Annotated in this window: 17 protein-coding genes and 3 pseudogenes; 14 read left to right on the top strand and 6 right to left on the bottom strand. The window is 68.1% G+C overall.

Annotation, left to right across the window (positions count from 1 at the left end):
• Positions 1–81: 81 nt before the first annotated feature.
• The gene (locus tag ACFYZZ_RS25375) at positions 82–204 is read right to left on the bottom strand and encodes a DUF6192 family protein (protein ID WP_389180118.1); all 123 of its coding nucleotides are present in this window, start codon (positions 202–204) and stop codon (positions 82–84) included.
• A gap of 381 nt (positions 205–585) precedes the next feature.
• On the opposite strand from ACFYZZ_RS25375, the gene ACFYZZ_RS25370 reads away from it, so the two are divergent.
• Both ACFYZZ_RS25370 and ACFYZZ_RS25365 read left to right on the top strand, forming a co-directional pair.
• Positions 586–1,542 (top strand): LLM class F420-dependent oxidoreductase, encoded by a 957-nt coding sequence (locus ACFYZZ_RS25370; protein WP_389180115.1) that lies wholly within the window; start codon positions 586–588, stop codon positions 1,540–1,542.
• Positions 1,543–1,592: 50 nt separating this feature from the next.
• Entirely contained in the window at positions 1,593–2,135 is a 543-nt protein-coding gene (locus ACFYZZ_RS25365; protein ID WP_389180112.1) for a cysteine hydrolase family protein, read from the top strand.
• A gap of 108 nt (positions 2,136–2,243) precedes the next feature.
• Here the strand turns inward: ACFYZZ_RS25365 and ACFYZZ_RS25360 are convergent, their stop codons facing one another.
• The 3 genes from ACFYZZ_RS25360 to ACFYZZ_RS25350 form a co-directional block, all read right to left on the bottom strand.
• Positions 2,244–2,495, bottom strand: a complete 252-nt coding sequence (locus ACFYZZ_RS25360) for an iron-containing redox enzyme family protein (RefSeq protein WP_389180109.1) — start codon at positions 2,493–2,495, stop codon at positions 2,244–2,246.
• Positions 2,496–2,588: 93 nt separating this feature from the next.
• Positions 2,589–2,729, bottom strand: a complete 141-nt coding sequence (locus ACFYZZ_RS25355) for a hypothetical protein (protein ID WP_389181004.1) — start codon at positions 2,727–2,729, stop codon at positions 2,589–2,591.
• 155 nt (positions 2,730–2,884) lie between these two features.
• Positions 2,885–3,064 (bottom strand): hypothetical protein, encoded by a 180-nt coding sequence (locus ACFYZZ_RS25350; RefSeq protein ID WP_389180106.1) that lies wholly within the window; start codon positions 3,062–3,064, stop codon positions 2,885–2,887.
• 159 nt (positions 3,065–3,223) lie between these two features.
• Here ACFYZZ_RS25350 and ACFYZZ_RS25345 point away from each other — a divergent pair, with 159 nt between their 5' ends.
• Both ACFYZZ_RS25345 and ACFYZZ_RS25340 read left to right on the top strand, forming a co-directional pair.
• On the top strand, positions 3,224–3,631 hold the full coding sequence (locus ACFYZZ_RS25345; RefSeq protein ID WP_389180103.1) for a hypothetical protein: 408 nt from the start codon (positions 3,224–3,226) through the stop codon (positions 3,629–3,631).
• Between the two features lie 87 nt (positions 3,632–3,718).
• Positions 3,719–4,402: a DUF6766 family protein gene (locus ACFYZZ_RS25340; RefSeq protein ID WP_389180100.1), complete on the top strand. Its 684-nt coding sequence runs from the start codon at positions 3,719–3,721 to the stop codon at positions 4,400–4,402.
• A gap of 988 nt (positions 4,403–5,390) precedes the next feature.
• Here ACFYZZ_RS25340 and ACFYZZ_RS25335 read toward each other — a convergent pair.
• Positions 5,391–6,182, bottom strand: a pseudogene (locus ACFYZZ_RS25335) (ornithine decarboxylase); the annotation flags it as partial.
• 174 nt (positions 6,183–6,356) lie between these two features.
• Here ACFYZZ_RS25335 and ACFYZZ_RS25330 point away from each other — a divergent pair.
• The 7 genes and pseudogenes from ACFYZZ_RS25330 to ACFYZZ_RS25300 all read left to right on the top strand — a co-directional run bounded on the left by ACFYZZ_RS25330 (position 6,357) and on the right by ACFYZZ_RS25300 (position 10,994).
• Positions 6,357–6,623, top strand: coding sequence for an STAS domain-containing protein (locus ACFYZZ_RS25330; RefSeq protein WP_389180097.1), 267 nt, complete (start codon positions 6,357–6,359; stop codon positions 6,621–6,623).
• A 223-nt stretch (positions 6,624–6,846) separates the two neighbouring features.
• The gene (locus tag ACFYZZ_RS25325; RefSeq protein WP_389180094.1) at positions 6,847–7,035 is read left to right on the top strand and encodes a hypothetical protein; all 189 of its coding nucleotides are present in this window, start codon (positions 6,847–6,849) and stop codon (positions 7,033–7,035) included.
• Positions 7,036–7,090: 55 nt separating this feature from the next.
• Positions 7,091–7,416 (top strand): annotated as a pseudogene (locus tag ACFYZZ_RS25320) (plasmid stabilization protein).
• A gap of 220 nt (positions 7,417–7,636) precedes the next feature.
• Positions 7,637–8,194, top strand: coding sequence for a hemerythrin domain-containing protein (locus tag ACFYZZ_RS25315; protein ID WP_389180091.1), 558 nt, complete (start codon positions 7,637–7,639; stop codon positions 8,192–8,194).
• Positions 8,195–8,495: 301 nt separating this feature from the next.
• Positions 8,496–8,897 (top strand): annotated as a pseudogene (locus tag ACFYZZ_RS25310) (transposase); the annotation flags it as partial.
• Between the two features lie 65 nt (positions 8,898–8,962).
• Entirely contained in the window at positions 8,963–10,147 is a 1,185-nt protein-coding gene (locus ACFYZZ_RS25305; protein WP_389180088.1) for an IS701 family transposase, read from the top strand.
• 202 nt (positions 10,148–10,349) lie between these two features.
• Complete coding sequence (locus ACFYZZ_RS25300; RefSeq protein ID WP_389180085.1) at positions 10,350–10,994, top strand: hypothetical protein; 645 nt, start codon at positions 10,350–10,352, stop codon at positions 10,992–10,994.
• Between the two features lie 284 nt (positions 10,995–11,278).
• On the opposite strand, the gene ACFYZZ_RS25295 is transcribed toward ACFYZZ_RS25300, so the two are convergent.
• A complete protein-coding gene (locus ACFYZZ_RS25295) occupies positions 11,279–12,037 on the bottom strand; it encodes a TetR/AcrR family transcriptional regulator (RefSeq protein ID WP_389180083.1) in 759 nt (252 codons plus the stop codon).
• A 105-nt stretch (positions 12,038–12,142) separates the two neighbouring features.
• On the opposite strand from ACFYZZ_RS25295, the gene ACFYZZ_RS25290 reads away from it, so the two are divergent.
• The 3 genes from ACFYZZ_RS25290 to ACFYZZ_RS25280 all read left to right on the top strand — a co-directional run bounded on the left by ACFYZZ_RS25290 (position 12,143) and on the right by ACFYZZ_RS25280 (position 15,994).
• On the top strand, positions 12,143–13,042 hold the full coding sequence (locus ACFYZZ_RS25290) for an NmrA/HSCARG family protein (protein ID WP_389180080.1): 900 nt from the start codon (positions 12,143–12,145) through the stop codon (positions 13,040–13,042).
• A 184-nt stretch (positions 13,043–13,226) separates the two neighbouring features.
• Positions 13,227–13,493 (top strand): DUF6959 family protein, encoded by a 267-nt coding sequence (locus tag ACFYZZ_RS25285; protein WP_389180077.1) that lies wholly within the window; start codon positions 13,227–13,229, stop codon positions 13,491–13,493.
• A gap of 740 nt (positions 13,494–14,233) precedes the next feature.
• On the top strand, positions 14,234–15,994 hold the full coding sequence (locus tag ACFYZZ_RS25280; RefSeq protein WP_389180943.1) for a S8 family serine peptidase: 1,761 nt from the start codon (positions 14,234–14,236) through the stop codon (positions 15,992–15,994).
• Positions 15,995–16,511: the final 517 nt, after the last annotated feature.

Raw genomic sequence — 16,511 nt, 5'->3', positions numbered from 1 at the left:
CCGTGGCTACTCGCTGAGCGACCATGTCGTCCCTGGTCAGCTCCGCGAGGACCCACCTTTCGACCGGGATGACATGTTCGGTCACCAGTCGACCCGCTGGCCGACGACCCGCTTCGCGCCGTCCGGCATCCACAGCTTCGCCCCAGTGCGCTGGTTGTACGGCGCATCCTCGATCGCCGCCCAACAGTGAACGGTGAACGACATACTCTCCTTGCGCCGCTCTTTAGGCGTAACACCAGTCCTCCACCGTCCGGCGCTCTCACGGCGATGTCGTTTGCGAACACCTGCGCTGCAGTGGCTCCGTCACGGTGAAAAGGTCATCCGTGCCGTTCGGCAGAGGCCGCCCACCGCACGCATCGGCTCGATCACCAGCGCCTGTCGACGGGTCGGGCCCTTCAGAGCTTCAAGATCAACTCGCTGCCCTCCGACGCATGTTTGGGCTACACCCCTCCTTCCGCGGCAGCCCGACCACCGTCGACATTACGGCCCCCTTCCACTCTCGGGCAGGGCGCCGACAACCTCGTCGCCACCGGGTACTCGGCAACCGGGTCCCAATGCCGGAGGCACGCTCCACGGGAGGAACACATGGCCCGCTTCGGATACTTTCTGTCGTGCGAGGAGCACGGACCGATAGAACTCGTCGAACAGGCGCGGATGGCCGAGCAGGCCGGCTTCGACTGCCTGTGGATCTCCGACCACTACCACCCGTGGAACGATCAGCAGGGCCAGAGCCCGTTCGTGTGGTCGGTGATCGGTGCCTTGTCCCGGGTCGTCTCGCTGCCCGTCGAGCCGGCGGTGACCTGCCCGCTGGTGCGCACGCACCCCGCCGTCATCGCCCAGGCGGCCGCCACCAGCGCGGTGCAGCTGGGCGGCCGGTTCCGGCTGGGCGTCGGTTCGGGTGAGGCGCTCAACGAGCACATCCTCGGCACGGTGTGGCCAGAGGCCTCGGTACGCCTGGACATGCTGGAGGAGGCGGTCCAGCTCATCCGGCGCCTGCTCACCGGCGACCAGATCAGCCATCGCGGCAGGCACTACGTCGTCGAGAACGCCCGCGTGTACACGGTCCCCGAAGAAGCCGTCCCCATCGACGTCTCCGCCTTCGGTCCGCAGGCCGCCGAGACCGCCGCGCGTATCGGCGACGGGCTGATCACCATGGCCCCCGACGCCGGCCTGGTCGAGCGCTTCCGGCGCGCCGGCGGCGAAAGCAAGCCGGTCGCAGGGGGGCTCAAGGTGTGCTGGAGCGCCGACCGGCGCGAGGCCGTCCGTACCGCCCACCGGCTGTGGGCCAACGAGCAGTTGCCCGGTGAGCTCGCGCAGATCCTGCCCAGCCCACGCCACTTCGAGCAGGCGTCGCAACTCATCACTGAGGAACAGGTGGCGGCATCCGTACCGTGCGGAGACAATCCCGACGAGCACGCCAAGGCTCTCTCCGCCTTCGTGGACGCTGGCTTCGACGCGGTCTACGTCAGCCAGATCGGCAAGGAGCAGCAGGGCTTCTTCGACTTCTACCACACCAACGTCCTGCCGCGGTTGCGCGGCTGACGGGCAAGACAGTGAGCGACACAGTGCCCGGTTCCGGGCGGGAGCGGGGCATGGCGCTCGTCGTGATCGACATGATCAACATGTACGACCACGAGGACGCCGAGGATCTCGTCGTCTCCGCCAGGCGTGTCGTGCCCGTCGTGTCGGAACTGATCGCACGCGCACGCGCCGCGGACGTGCCTGTGGTCTACGCGAACGACAACCTCGGGCTGTGGCGCTCCCACCACGGTGAAATCGTCGAGACCGCGCTGACCGGACCCCACGCCGACCTGGTCGAACCCATCAAGCCCGACGACGACTCGCTGTTCGTGGTGAAGGCACGCCACTCCATCTTCTACGAGACACCCATGTCCTATCTGCTGTGGCAACTGGCCATCCGGGACATGGTGCTGTGCGGTCAAGTGACCGAGCAGTGCGTCCTGTACTCGGCCCTGGACGCGCACATCCGCCACTTCGATGTCATCGTGCCGAGGGATGCCGTCGCCTCCATCCACCCTCACCTCGAGCGGGCCGCGCTGGAGATGATGGAGCGCAACATGGGCGCCCGGATCGTCAGGGCGGAACAGGTCGACTTCACCTCGTCCCCCCGCTGACATGGCCGGTGTGCGGGCGCGGCTGCGCGGTCAGCCGCAGCTGAGGGCCGTGCGCCATAGCTCGCTTGTCCGGACCTCCTGACGCCGTCGGTTCCCGCACCGTGATGATTACCCGGTCGAGGCCTGAGCAGACGCTGGAACCGCGAATTCGAGGGGCGAGCGCAGGGCGGCCAGACCCGCCTCCCAGGTCCGCGTGACATGCTCCGCAAGCCGGTCCTCCAGGACCACGGTCGCCTCCACCCCGAACGCCACGTCACCGGCCAGGCCGGGCTCGTCCGCGAGCAGTCCGCCGACGACCTCCCGGCGCACCACTTGCTCGTGCACCGCGTCCGTCTCCACATGCTCGTCGTAGAAGCGCATCGCCTACCGCCCTGCGCCGATGCGGCGCCAGCGCCGCCGCGATCCGGCGGGATGTGGACGAAGAGGCGACCTCCAGCGCCGCGAAGTGCCCGATCAGGCCCCGCGCACACGGTGCAGGCCGACGAGCGACATCAGGTTGATGATGGGAAAGGCCTCGGAACCGACCGAGGGAAGGCAGTGGCCGTACTCCGGATCGAGACCGAGGTCCCACATGTGGTCGGCGAAGAGCCCCACGTGACGCGTTCCGCGCGACCGCAGCCGAACTCGTCAAACTGCACCGTCATCATCGCCGCCTTGGCCCGGCCTGCCAGCCGCCGTATCACCCACAGGTGCGTGTCGGACTCGCGGAACTGATGGACCGAGCTCAGCGCCGCAAGTTCGCGCAGCTGCTACAGAGCACCTTGGCAGACCAGGAAGTGGGAGTTGCCCGTTCCGTGCACCGGTTCGGCGAGAATCGTATCGAAGGCGTCGTCGACGCTCTGGAATCTCCCACAGTGGTCGCGCAACGTGCCCTTGAACCTCCGCTCCAGCGGGGCGCGCAGGCGCAGCAGCGACGGATCCCATTCCATGTCGTCCGGTACGCCGCGTGCTCCTGGCCGAGCGAGCCCGTGACCGCGATTCCATAGCCCGAATGCTTTCCGTCCGCCTGGCGCACGGCGCGGCTGCGGTTCTACGAGGTCACCAGCCCATCAGCATGGTCAGACAGCCCTGACGAAGTGGAGGCCCCATTGTCGCGCTGGAAGGGCACGGGCCTGATGGCGGTCGCCTGCGCTGTCTGCCTGACCGGCTGCAGCACGCTCGGCGAACGGGAAGCAGCCGTGTCCCGCGCAGCCCTGCACTTCGAGGAGAGCGTCCAGCGCGCCGACGGGACACGAGCCTGCGCGGCGTTGGCCCCCCAAACAAGGCAGGAGCTCCAGGAGTCCGCGAAGATGCCCTGCGCCAAAGCAGTCTTCGAAGAGCAGCTGTCCCACTCGGCGGCGGTACGTGAGGTCCAGGTCTACGGGCAGCAGGCCCGGGTGGTCCTCGCCGCCGACACCCTGTTCCTCTCAGCCTTCCCGTCCGGCTGGAAGATCACCGCGGCAGGCTGTGTGCCGCGCCCTCACCAGCCGTATCAGTGCCAGATCAAAGGGGGGTGACCGGAGGATGCGCACGCTGTTCACCCTGTTGCTGCTCACGGTCGGCGCCGGTCTCAGTTACTTCACCGCCGTGGGGCTGACGCACCGATGAGCCGCCTGACACAGTTCGTGAAACACAACAGCCTGACGCTGGCCTTCGGCATCGGCTTTCTGCTCACCCTCGCCGGTCAGGCCGTCTCCGGCCACGCCGACTTCAACAACCAGCTCGTCACCGACGGTCTGCAGCCGATCGGCTTCCTCCCCTACCTCGCGACCTCCGACTTCGCCGTGGACGTCACCGAGAACTGGCAGTCGGAATACCTCCAGTTCTTCCTGTACATCTTCGGCACCGTCTGGCTGCTTCAACGCGGCTCGCCCGAGTCCAAGAAACTGGACAAGGCGGGCGTGGAAAGCGACCGGGAACAGAAGGTCGGCGACCACTCCGGCCCATCCTCACCCCGCTGGGCAGCCGACAGGGGATGGCGACAAAAGCTGTACTCACGCTCCCTGGGCATCGTCATGTGCGCGATCTTCCTGTGGTCGTGGCTGGCCCAGTCCATCACCGGTGCGGCCGCCTACAACGAGCAACACCTGCGCCAGCTCCAGGCACCCATTTCCTGGCCGCAGTACCTCGGCTCGGCCGACTTCTGGAACCGCACCCTGCAGAACTGGCAGTCCGAACTCCTGGCCGTCGCCTCGATGGCCATCCTCTCGGTCTACCTGCGGCAACGCGGATCCCCCGAATCAAAGCCCGTCGGCGCAGCCCATACCTCCACAGGAGTCGAGGGCTGAGGTCCACGGGCCTGATCTCACCCCCTCCACATCCAGGCCCTCCCCGCTGCCGGCATCTGGAGCCTGGGACCTCTGTTTTGGGCATGGGCTGGAGAGAGGCCCGTCACCTACGACGACGAAGCGGACCGCAGGGAAAGCCTCCGGGAAATTGCGCACCGCTGTGCCGTGGCGACAGCCGCCTTGCGGGTTGGGGCCGTTGTGCCACCACCGGGCGATGCAGGGGACGTCTGCAGGAGTGCACGGCGTGGTCCCTTCCGCTCGCGGACGTGGAGGATTCAGCTGCGGCGGTCGACGGCTGCGCGGGCAAGTGTGCGCAGGGCAGTCGTTGACCATGGCTGGGAGAGCGGTCTGTTCGAGAGCCTGAGGGCCCGCTGACAGCGGGTGTGGAGCATGTTCTCCACGGCCGCGGAAGCGAGGAGTGCCTGCGACCTCGTACCGAAGCCGCTGTCGCGTGGCTCTATGCCCCATCGCTGCCGCCGGAGCCCTCACACGCCTGCGATTCGTCAGCGGGGACATCACTCAGCCGCACCTAGCTAGTCGAGGTACGCCATTGCGCACGCGTACCGTCACGGGGTGCGGAATCCCCGAAAGGTAACGTGCCTCCGGGTCTCGTAGGCGCCGCTTGTCAAGCGCGATCGGGTCGATGTTGGCCTCGGTCACGTGCGGGGAAGGCCCGCTCGTTGCCATCGGGCGCCTGCGGCCGACAATCGCACACTACGGGACTGGATGGTGTCAATGCTTCCGGAAGCGCTGCATGAGGCGTTGGTCGAGATGGGGGCGCTGATCGGCCCACGGGGCTTGGCCACGTCGGTGACCCAGCGGCGGAGTTGCTCCCACTGAACAGGTTCGCTGATGCCGTGCTCAGCCAGGGTGTGGCTTGGCCCTGATCCAACAGAAAGCTCCGCAGCCAGGCGGGCATGGTGAAGACAAACCTGCGGTAGTCGTTGACGTACGTGATGCTGCCGTCGACGCTGCGGGCACCGGTGGCGACGCTGGGGCTCGTGGTGCCGAGAAGGTCGGCGCGGGAGGAAAGTTCGGCCGGGTCGATGAGGTCGCCCCGGAGGTGGAAGACGGACCCCTGCTCCAGGCCGCTGCCCATCTTGTGGATGCGGGTGACGCAGACGTTGGCGCCCGCGTCCATAGCCCAGGACGGCAACTCGTCGTGGAAGGGCAGGTGGGCTCCCCATGCCTCGTCGACGATCAGGGGTTTGCCCCGGTGATGGCAGACATCGGAATGCCACTCAGGTCGGCTGCCGTGCCGTACGGGGTGGGGCTGGTGACGAGGGCGCCATCCGCGTGGGGTGCCCGGTGAACGCCCTGTCGTACGCGGCCGCCGACGGGGGGTGTGCCAGGTGGCGCTCCTCGTCCCACTGCGGTGCGACCCAGATCGGCTCGACGCCGGACAGGATGAACCCGGCGACCACCGACTTGTGGGCATCCCGGCCGACGAGCAGGCTGTTGCCGGGGCACGTCACGGTCAGCATGGCTGCCTTGACGGCCAGCGAACTACCGCAGGTCGAGAAGAACGTGTGCTCCCCGTGCACAGCGTCGGCCATCAGCTCCTCGGCTCGCTCCAGCACCTGCCCGCGGCCATCCGGTCGTCCAGTCCGCCGTTGGCCAGTACGTCACCGAGGTACACCGCGTCACCGAGGACCGCCCGAGCCCGCGGGTCCGCGCCGCGGGCCTGCTTGTGCCCCGGCGGGGAGAACCCCAGTTCACCGGCTTGGTGGTAGCGGGCAAGGGCGTCCAGAACGGGGGCATCGTCATGGTTGAGGGCCAGGATGCGGAGTACCCCCGGCGGCTGTCCGCATGCTCGTTGGGTGGTCGGCCGGTGTCTTGAGGCATGAGCCATGCGGCCGGGAGTGACGGTTGCGATCATTCTGCCCAGGTCGGCCATTCGCATCCGGGGCCGTCCGAGGTGGTGTAGTACGAATTGCACGGGACCTGGGTCTTCGTGGCTCACGGCGCCTACGGCCTGGATTCGATCAGGCCGCTGGCAGACGTGCTGCAGTCGGCTGCCGAGAAGTACCCCAGGGTGGCGGTGGACACCGCCGCCGTCAGCTTCGCTGATGCGACGTTCTTGAATCTGCTGATCAGCGTCCACCATGCAACCGACCTTCGTGTAGTCGCGCCATCGGCGCAGCTGCGGCGCCTGCTGGAGCTCACTGGGGCCGACAGGGTCCTCAAAGTGCGGACGACCCTGGAAGACGTCACATCGTGACCGGGTCCTCCACGCCCTGGCAGTACGGAGCCCATCGAGGGGCACCATGGAGCGCTTGATCAACAGGCTCAACGCCTAGCGAGGCGCCCCAGCGTGACCGGTTCCCGGAACCGTCACGCGCGTACCGATCCGGCCTTCGGGGAGGGTGGCGCGCTGCCTGCGGCAGATGGCTTTCATGGGGAACTCGATGCTCTGTGCAGAGGCCGACACGAGCGGGCTACGGATGTCCAATCCTCAGCACCCCCAGCAGCGACGCAGCAGCAAGGGCGGTGCCACACCGCAGGACAGCGCCGACGTCAGGGCGCGGCAGACCGAGGAGACGGAGAGGAAGGGCGGGCACGCCCACGGCACCGACAAGGGCCACGAGGGCGGGGGAGAGGGCGGTGGCGTGCCGCCGGATCAGTCCGATTGAGCAGTTCTCAGCACCGAGACCTCGGATCGCCATGTGCAGGAAAGGCAGAGAAGCCATGCCGGCCGGACCGAGTTCCAAGCGGGAGCGACAGTACGAACACATCAAGGAGACCGCTCAGGACCGTGGCGAGTCGACCAAGCGGGCCAAGGAGATCGCCGCGCGGACGGTGAACAAGGAGCGGGCGCGGTCGGGCGAGTCGAAGTCCGCCAGCAAGTCCTCGACCCGTGATCCGAAGTCGGCGTCCCAGCGCGGTGGGCAGAGTTCGCACAGCGGCTCGGAAGGGCCACGAAGGACCAGCTGTACGAGGAGGCGAAGAAGCGCAACATTCATGGCCGCTCGCAGATGACCAAGCGGCAGCTGGAGAACGCGCTCGGCCGCTGATAAGGGTGGCTCGGGCTCTGGTGGCCGAGCGAGGCATGTGGCGTTTTCCCGCAGCAGGCCATCGCCGAGGACCTGCGGGAGAGCGTCGCGCTGAGTGATGGCTCGTCGTCCGACTGGGTGGGCCACGCGCAAAGCCGCGCACCGTCAGTCGTGGATGGGAATCACTGTCTGCTGGGCCGAAGACCCGGTCCTGACACGACCAGCGAGAGGCGGATGGACGATGGGGCATGGTGGAAATGTGATCGAGGAGCTGATGGGCGACCATCGGGAGGTCGAGGAGATGTTCGGCCGGATGGAAGCGATGACCAGGGGGCAGGATCTGCGTGATCTCGTGGATGAGGTCACCATCGAGCTGGTGCGGCACTCGGTTGCCGAGGAGGAGTACCTGTATCCGGCGGTGCGGGAGCACGTCGAGGGCGGTGACCGGCTCGCGGACAAGGAGATTGCGGATCACGGCCGGGTCGAGAAGCTCCTCAAGCAGCTGGAAAAGGCAGACGCCGACGACCCCCAGATGATGATGCTGGTGCAGCAGCTCATGGACGAGGTGACCACCCACGTCCAGGACGAGGAGAACAACCTCTTCCCGATGCTGCGCCAGGCATGCTCCGCCGAGACGCTCGACGAGCTCGGGGACAAGATCCGCCGGGCCAAGGCGATGGCCCCCACCCGTCCGCACCCCTCCGCGCCCGACACCCCGCCCGCGAACAAGCTCCTGGCCCCGGGCGCGGGCCTGGTGGACCGGGCCCGCGACTTCGTCACCGGCCGCGGCAGGTCCTGAATCCCAGCGGACAACGCGCGGGAGAAACGAACCAGCTCCGGAGCTGGACCGCACATACTCGGTCCGGCTCCGGCGCCTGCCCGCACGCACCCTGTGACGCAGACCATTCCACCTTCGCGATCGGCTGCCTACGCTGTGGCGCCACGAGCGGGGCAGCGCGGCTCCACGAAACAGCTCACGGAGCCGATCAGCCGGACACAGGCGAGCACGCTCCCAGGGGACCGACCGCCGTGCCCGACGATCTGACATCTGTCGTAGCGGCCTCCGCTCGCTGGCTCCTGGTTGCCTACCCCGCGCCCGTGGGTGCGTTCAGCCGGGCGCTGGCCGAGGCCCAGGCCCGGCAGGCTGCCGTACTCGCCGCTGCCCTGCGTTACCCCACCACCCCCATTTCCACATGGGACACGAAGCCCATGCAGCCGATTCCAAGCCCGTGCGTCTTCACGCCGACAAGGCCTACGACATTCCTCACCTTCGGCGATGGCTCTGGGGCAAGCGCATTGGCGTCCGCATCGCCCGCAGGGGCATCGACTCGAGTGAACGACTCGGCCGCCGCCGATGGGTCATCGAACGCACCATGTCCTGGCTGACCGGCTACCGCCGCCTCAACCACCGCTACGAGCGCTAACCCGGCAACTACCTGGCCTTTCTCGGACTGGCAGCCGCACTCTGCTGCTACAAGCGACTTCTCAAGCTGACCATGTAGGACACGGTCTAATACTGCAACGGTGCTTGTCGTGACTGATGGCCAGGTCGGTCGTTGGTGTGGTTGTGGGTGGGGACCTTGCTGATGTCAGGTTGTGGGCGCGTGAACTGGACGCAGTGCATGAGCGGTTCGTGCACCGTTTCAGCAGGTCGGAGCCGCGGGAGTCGGCACTTGCCTATATGCGGGGCCTGATCGCTCCGCTGCAGCGGAAGAACGGCTGGACGCTGGCGGAGGAAGCTGGCCATGCGGGCCCGGACCGCATCCACCGGATGCTCAACCGGATCGTGTGGGATGCCGATGAGGTGCTCGACGACGTGCGCCAGTACGTGGTCGACAACCTCGGCGACCCCAAAGCCGTCCTGGTCGTGGACGACACCGGCTTCTTGAAGAAGGGGACGCGGTCGGCCGGGGTGCAGAGGCAGTACTCCGGCACCGCCGGACGGACGGAGAACTGCCAGGTCGGCGTCTTCCTCGCCTATGCAACCGACCGTGGGCGGACACTGATCGACCGGCGTCTCTATCTACCCACCTCCTGGACCGATGACCGCGAAAGGTGCCGTCGGGCCGGCATCGACGACGAGGTCGGCTTCGAGACCAAGGTGGCCATGGCCAAGGCTATGGTCCGCCGTGCCATCACGGACAAGATCCCGTTTCGCTGGGTGACCGCGGATGCCGCCTACGGCTTCTCCAAAGGCTGGCGGTCCGAGCTGGAACGGGCTGACGTCTTTCACGTCATGGCCACCACCCGGCACGACACCGTGGTCACCCGCTGGGCGATCGACCATCCCGTCCACGACCTGTTCCACGGTCTTGCCCGGCAGAAATGGAAGCGCCGTTCCTGCGGCAACGGGGCCCACGGCCTGCGGATCTACGACTGGGCCCGCGTCGAGGTGCGGCCCTGGCACCGACCCGACCGCCGCCACTGGGTGATCGCCCGCCGCAGCGTCGCCCGCCCGCAAGAGATCTCCTACTACATCGCCTACTGCCCCGCCGAGACCACGCTTGACGACCTGCTCCGCATCGCGGGCAGCCGATGGGCCATCGAGGAATGCTTCCAGAGCGCGAAGCAGGAATGCGGCCTGGACGACTACCAGGTCCGCCGTTACCCCGGCTGGCACCGACACATGACCCTGGCCATGGCCGTCCACGCCTGCCGGACCGTCCTGCGAGCCCGAGAACTTGACGCCGGGAAAGCAGAAACGGATCCTCTCAACTCATCCACCTCAGCCTCGCCGAGATCAGACGCCTGATCACCCGCATCACCGACCGCCGGCCCATGGCCGTCGACCACATCCTCAACTGGTCCATCTGGCGCCGACGGCGGCAACACCAAGCCCGCACCAGCCACTACAAGCGGCGCGGGCACAGCCCCTGACCTGGCCATCAGTCACGACAAGCACCGTTGCAGTACTAGGGCCTGCGTTGTCGGTGGCCCGTGGCACAGTGCACCGCATGAACGAGGACATGCACGGCGCCGCGCTGATCGACCGGGTGATCGAACGGGTCCGGGAGCAGGGTTGGCCCACCTGCGACGCCCCGGACCTCGATGAACCGGTGCCGCTGGCGCCCGAGGTGCTCGACCGGCTGAGGCTGCCCGGCGGCCGGCCGCTGCCGCCCAGCCTGCGCCGCTGGCTGGCCTTCGACGGCTCCTGGCTCGCCGACGTCGGCTGGTACGAGGATCCGGCCGAGCCCGTCCTCGGCGACCGGGGGCTTGGGGCGACGGCGCAGTGGCTGTACGGCTCCTGGGGCGGCATGGCCGCGATGTTCGGCGACTTCGAGGAACTGCTGCCCGCCGTGTGTCTGCCGCTTGTCGGCGGCAGCGACTCGCGCCGCCTGCTCTACCTGGGCTCGCCGGACTCCACGGGCGAGTACCCGGTGCTGGTGACCGATATCGACGACCTGCCGTACGTGGCCGTGATGTACCCCGGTCTCGACGTGTACCTCGCGGACCTCGCCGACGTCCTGGACCTGGACTTCGACACCTACACCTCGCTCGCCGCGGATCCCGAGTACGCCGCGCGGATGGCCGAGCACGCGGAGAACACCGGACTCGGCCCGGACGGACTGGAGTTCCACGAACTCGACCTCTTCGACTAGGTCCTCTCTTTCGGATCTTGGCGGTTCATCGGATGGCACTCCCAGCTCCTGGGGCTAGGAGTGCCCCGACGTTGTGCGCCTGCCGACTCTGAGGGCGAAGTCCTGGGCATGTCCGCCGGGCGGGCGAGGGCGTAATCCGGTGGCTACTCTCTCGGCAACGTCCCTAGTACTCCAGCTGTAGATCGTGATCTTCATACCCGAAATGCAGCATTTTTGCGGTAATCAGCAACGTCGACCGTGGGCACCGGCCATTGCAGTGCGTTGCGCCTTCCGATTCCAGCGACTCATCCTCCGCTAGGAAATCTTGCCGGTCCGAGACGGCGGCGACGTGCTCGCTGTCGGCAAGTTGCTCCGCAGTAGCGGGCCGGGCGGCCAGTGGGCCGGGCGTCGAGCCAGGCCCCGCACTGCTCGCACCGTGGCGCCGCGTGAGGCGTGCCGGGCACGTCACGAAACACCCGCCCTTCCGTGACAGATCCGGGACTCCGCAGGCTCTCCAGCGTCAGCCGCACCATGTGGGTGCCGCCGTTCCGGTCGCGGTGGGCGCCCCGTATCGTCGCGCACCCGACGGTGAGCGCGGCGACGTCGTCCGCGCTGACATCAATGCGGACCCCGCCGACCTGCTGGGCTGCGCGGAGCAGTTCGTCGAGTGCCTGGCGGAACCGTCGCGCCGACGCGGCCAGGCTCGGGCGCGGCCAGCTCGTTTCCGTGGTCAAGGCGTCGCACGCGTGCTTGCGCCCGTGGGACGTGTCGACGACCTCCAGGAGAAAGCCGAAGAACGCCGCGACAGGGTCAGTGCGGGCTGCCCACCGTCGAGCGGCGTCCACCAGGTCGTCGATCTGCTGGACGAGTACGGCCTCCAGCAGGATCTCCTTGCTCGGGAAGTGCCGGTACACGGTGCCGGCGCCGACCCCCGCCTGCCGTGCGATCGCGCCGAGCGAGATGTCCAGGCCGTGCTCGTCGAACGCCCGGGAAGCGGCGGCGAGAACCTTCATGCGATTGCGGCGGGCATCGGCCCGGCCGACATCGTGGGGGGCTGCGGTCATGTCACGTAATCCCTTGTCCGTCGGACTCAACCGGGTGGAGCATTCCACATCGACCCCGGGCCCAACCCGACCGTGCCCACCGACAATCCCGGGGCGGAGGACGACATGACCACTGACCGCTTGGTCGTCGTGACCGGTGCGACCGGTCGGCAGGGCGGCGCCACCGCGCGTCGGCTTCTGGCGGCCGGCAGGCCGGTGCGCGCGCTCGTGCGGGACACGACCGCTCCCGCCGCCAAGGCACTCGAAACCGCCGGAGCCGAGCTCGTGCGCGGCGACTTCGACGACCCGTCGAGTCTGCCTGCGGCGCTGGAGGGAGCAGCGGCACTGTTCGCCGTACCGCCCGTGGCATTTGGGCCGGCCGGCTCCGACGTAGAGCGGGAGTTCGCCCGGAGCCGGGCACTGATCGATGCCGCGGCCGCCGTGGGGGTCGAGCACGTCGTGTTCACGGGCGTGGCGTCCACGCCGGGTCGTCCGGGTGGCTCCGAGGGGAAGAAACGCATCGAGGACCACCTGCGTGAGCGGATCCGGTCGGTGACCGTGCTGCGTCCGGTGCGCTTCATGTCGAACTATCTCGGTTCGACGCCCATGGGTCTCGACGGCATCGTCCACGGCGTGCACCGGCACATCTTCCCGCCGGACGAACCTGTCCAGATCATCGCGGTGGAGGACATCGCCGAATTCGCCGCGCTGGCCTTCGACCAGCCGGACCGGTTCGCGGGGCGGAGTCTGGAGCTGGCCGGGGACGCCCCCACCCCGGCCGAGGCGGTCGCTGCGATCGGCGAGGCCGCAGGTTGCACGGTGCGCTACGAGCAGATCACCCATGCCGAGGCCGCTGCACTCAACCCCGACATCGCCCAGGTCCGGGAGCGTTGGGCAGCCGGATCGCGCTGGCATGCCGACATCGAGGTGCTGCGCATCATCCACCCCGGACTGCGTACGCTCGCGGACTGGCTCGCCGAATCCGGCGCCGCCCTGCTGCGGAAGCGACTCCTCGAAACCGCCTAGTACCCCAGCTGTTGATCGTGATCTTGATAATCGGGGCCGGTGCGGACATGGGCGCGGCCACCGTTGATCATCGTGAGTTGTGTGGACTGACGAAGAGACGGTGGCTGCAGGTGCGTGACCGCTCAAGGCCGCCGGTGTGCGCAGCCGTTGATGTCATCTTGTGATGTCGGGTTGGATGGCGTAGATGGAGCGCGTTGAGGCAGAGCTGTTCACTGATGGTGGCAACGACGCTGTGGTTCGCCTGCCCGGTCGGAGGTTCCCGGGGGTGTTGATGCAGGGCGACTCCCTTCACATCCTTCATGGCGATCTGGGCGAGGTGGTGGAGGCGTGTGAGCGTGGCGATCTGGCCGAAGTCCAGGACTCTGCTGGCCTTCTCCTGGCGAGGCTCGACGCTGTGCTGACGCGCTACGCCAATGCCTTGCAGGAGGACGAGATTCCTCGGCCGTACTGAGTGGCGGGGTCTATGACCTCTTCGTCCCGAACTCTCGGCTGAGGGATCATTGAGGTCTGGTGGGCTGGTCAGCCGGCCATTGTCGGCTTCTGACGGTCGGCTGTGGTTGCGGTGGTTGCTGTACTCCGTTGCCGTACAGCAGATGCACGGACCACGGGAGCGCGAACACGGGCCTACATGTGGCGACGCTGCAACTGCCGTCGGCTGAGTCTTGCCAGTGCCAGGGCAGCGCTGGTGGCTAGCCAGGGAGCGCTGCCACTGCGCGGGAGGGCTTGAACGAAAGTCCGTTTCAGCAGCTCAGAGGGTACGGCGAGATGGCTCCCGAAACGCTGTACCCCAGGTCCGGGAACGCCGGCCATTTGCTCGGCGCTTCGACCGGCACGAGAGGGTAGTACGTCGCCGACGGCCACCAGGGCGCGGGCGGTGTCGGTCGCCGCGCGGGTCCGGCGCTCTGGTGTGGGCAGCACGGCCGGTACCAGGCAGGCGACGTACGCCAGGGCGCGGTCGACTTCGCCGAGCTCTCGGTGGATCCCGACCCTCGATGCCCGGAGTACGTCTATTTTCAGCCGTGCCTCTATAACGTCCCTGCACGGAAAGGTACTTCCGTACAGGAGCATGTACCTGACATCTTGCATCCACCACTCGTTTCGTACGGCCCGGCCGGTGCCCTCAGCACGGCCGGGCCGTCTCCGGAGGACACATTGATACCCCACATATCCAGCCGCCCCAGACGCACGCTGGTGCTGGCGGCCACGCTCGGTGCCGCCCTCGCGTTCGGCGCCCCGGGAGCCCTCGCGGGCACGCTCCCCGTCGTCCCCTCCACCGCGCTGGCCGCCAAGGCCCACGCTCCTGCCGCCGTGCCGGCATCCCAGAGTGCGACCTGGGTGGCCGGGACGCGTGCCTACCTCGTGATCACCGCCCCCGGTGACAGTTCGGCGGTCCGCTCGGCGATCACGGCCAACGGCGGCACCGTCTTCTCGAACTTCGACGCCATCGGCGTGATCGTCGCCCACTCGGCGTCCAGCGGATTCGCCGCCACCATGCGCGACGTCGCCGGCGTGCAGCACGTCGGCGCCACGCGTACCTCGGACGTCCCGGCCGACGCCTACAACCCGGCACTCCCGGCCAATCCGGCCCAGGCCTCGACCCCGGCCGGAGAACCGGTCCGGGCCGACATGAGCCAGATCAAGGCCGACCAGGCCTGGGCCGTGAACCCAGGCTCCGCCTCCGTCACGGTCGGCATCCTGGACACCGGTGTGGACGACCAGCACCAGGACCTGGCGCCCAACTTCGACGCGGCCGACTCGGTCTCCTGCGCCTACGGCAAGACCGACACCCGTGCCGGCGCGTGGCGGGACGTCGACACGCACGGCACACACGTAGCGGGCACCATCGCCGCGGCCAAGAACGGCAAGGGCGTCGTCGGCGTGGCACCCGGGGTGAAGATCGCCGCGGTCCGGGTCGCCGAGCCGGGCAACTCCTTCTTCTTCGCCGAGAACACCATCTGCGGCTTCGTCTGGGCCGGTGACCACGGCTTCAAGGTCACCAATAACAGCTATTACACGGACCCGTGGCAGTTCAACTGCCCGGACAACATCGACCAGGCCGCCATCATCGAGGGCGTCAAGCGCGCCCAGGAGTACGCCGAGGGCAAGGGCTCCCTCCAGATCGCCGCCGCGGGCAACGAAAACTACGACCTCGCCCACAAGACGACCGACTCCGCGAGCCCGAACGACTCGACGCCGGTCACCCGCACCATCACCAACGCCTGCCTCGACATCCCGACCGAGCTGCCGGGCGTGGTCACGGTCGCGGCCAACGGCACTGGCGTCACCAAGGCCTCGTTCTCCAACTACGGTCAGGGCGTCATCGACGTCGCGGCGCCGGGCAGCAACGTGTACTCCACCGTCCCCGGCGGAGGCTACGGCAGCAAGAGCGGCACCTCGATGGCCACCCCGCACGTGGCTGGCGTGGCGGCACTCATCGCCAGCGCCAACCCGGGCATCACCCCAGCGCAGCTCCGCGCCAAGCTGGCCGAGCAGGCCAACGACATCGCCTGCCCCTCGGACAGCCGCTGCACGGGCACGACGGCCAACAACTCGTTCTTCGGCGAAGGACAGGTCGACGCCCTCAAGGCCGTCGGGACCACCCCGCCGACCGGCAAGTACTTCGAGAACCTCGCGGACTTCGCCATCAACGACAACGCGACCGTGGAGAGCCCGATCGCCGTAACCGGTGTGACCGGCAACGCCCCGGCCACCCTCAAGGTGGGTGTGGACATCAAGCACACCTACATCGGTGACCTGAAAGTCGACCTGGTGGCGCCGGACGGCACCGTCTACACGCTGCACAACCACGCCGGCGGCAGCGCCGACAACATCGCCCAGACCTACACCGTGAACGCCTCCTCGGAGGTCGCGAACGGCACCTGGAAGCTGCGCGTCAACGACAACGCCGCCTCCGACACAGGCAAGATCGACGCCTGGAACCTGACCTTCTAGCGCAGGGCCGGGCAACGCCCGCGTACAGCACGCACAGCGCCGCGACAGCTCCCCGCCCGCGGCCACGGACAAGGCGGGCTGCGGTCTGTTCGGCCAGGGCTGCGAACTGCTGGGCGGGCAGAGGGCATATGGGCCCCGGCGGCGGTGTACGCCGCGGTTGGGGCCACCATGCCGGAGGCGTCCAGGAAGGCCGCGGACGGCCTGGAGCCGGTGTCCTGCTCACCGTGCGCCTCCCTGACGAGCTGCAGGGCTGTGTCCGCGCTGACCGTACGGTCAGCGCGGACACAGCCCTGAGGAGTGCCGGCCGGCTCGAGCGGCGGGCCCGCCGCCCGACCACGCACGCGTGCCCCGCAGCCCCCCCGCCGGCCTCAGCCACGCTGCCATGCCGTCGACCAGCGCTAGCCGCGCCGGCGGAAGCGTGGCGGTGAGTCCTTGGGTGAGGACCTCTTCGTCCCGAAGCAACTTGTTTGGGCGCTCGGCCTTGGACTGGTGTGCCTCTCACGTGCAGCGATGGTCC

Origin of the sequence: Streptomyces sp. NPDC001816, from assembly GCF_042892235.1 — a bacterium.
Taxonomy (GTDB): domain Bacteria; phylum Actinomycetota; class Actinomycetes; order Streptomycetales; family Streptomycetaceae; genus Streptomyces.
This window is presented reverse-complemented; position numbering and strand designations above follow the sequence as displayed.

What these genes read in the sequence shown, in the direction of transcription:
- ACFYZZ_RS25360 (WP_389180109.1), bottom strand. Translation starts at nt 2,495, where the DNA reads ATGCGCTTCTACGACGAGCATGTGGAGACGGACGCGGTGCACGAGCAA.
- ACFYZZ_RS25285 (WP_389180077.1), top strand. Translation starts at nt 13,227, where the DNA reads ATGGAGCGCGTTGAGGCAGAGCTGTTCACTGATGGTGGCAACGACGCT.
- ACFYZZ_RS25370 (WP_389180115.1), top strand. Translation starts at nt 586, where the DNA reads ATGGCCCGCTTCGGATACTTTCTGTCGTGCGAGGAGCACGGACCGATA.
- ACFYZZ_RS25315 (WP_389180091.1), top strand. Translation starts at nt 7,637, where the DNA reads ATGGGGCATGGTGGAAATGTGATCGAGGAGCTGATGGGCGACCATCGG.
- ACFYZZ_RS25325 (WP_389180094.1), top strand. Translation starts at nt 6,847, where the DNA reads ATGTCCAATCCTCAGCACCCCCAGCAGCGACGCAGCAGCAAGGGCGGT.
- ACFYZZ_RS25375 (WP_389180118.1), bottom strand. Translation starts at nt 204, where the DNA reads ATGTCGTTCACCGTTCACTGTTGGGCGGCGATCGAGGATGCGCCGTAC.
- ACFYZZ_RS25300 (WP_389180085.1), top strand. Translation starts at nt 10,350, where the DNA reads ATGAACGAGGACATGCACGGCGCCGCGCTGATCGACCGGGTGATCGAA.
- ACFYZZ_RS25295 (WP_389180083.1), bottom strand. Translation starts at nt 12,037, where the DNA reads ATGACCGCAGCCCCCCACGATGTCGGCCGGGCCGATGCCCGCCGCAAT.
- ACFYZZ_RS25365 (WP_389180112.1), top strand. Translation starts at nt 1,593, where the DNA reads ATGGCGCTCGTCGTGATCGACATGATCAACATGTACGACCACGAGGAC.
- ACFYZZ_RS25340 (WP_389180100.1), top strand. Translation starts at nt 3,719, where the DNA reads ATGAGCCGCCTGACACAGTTCGTGAAACACAACAGCCTGACGCTGGCC.
- ACFYZZ_RS25290 (WP_389180080.1), top strand. Translation starts at nt 12,143, where the DNA reads ATGACCACTGACCGCTTGGTCGTCGTGACCGGTGCGACCGGTCGGCAG.
- ACFYZZ_RS25350 (WP_389180106.1), bottom strand. Translation starts at nt 3,064, where the DNA reads ATGGAATGGGATCCGTCGCTGCTGCGCCTGCGCGCCCCGCTGGAGCGG.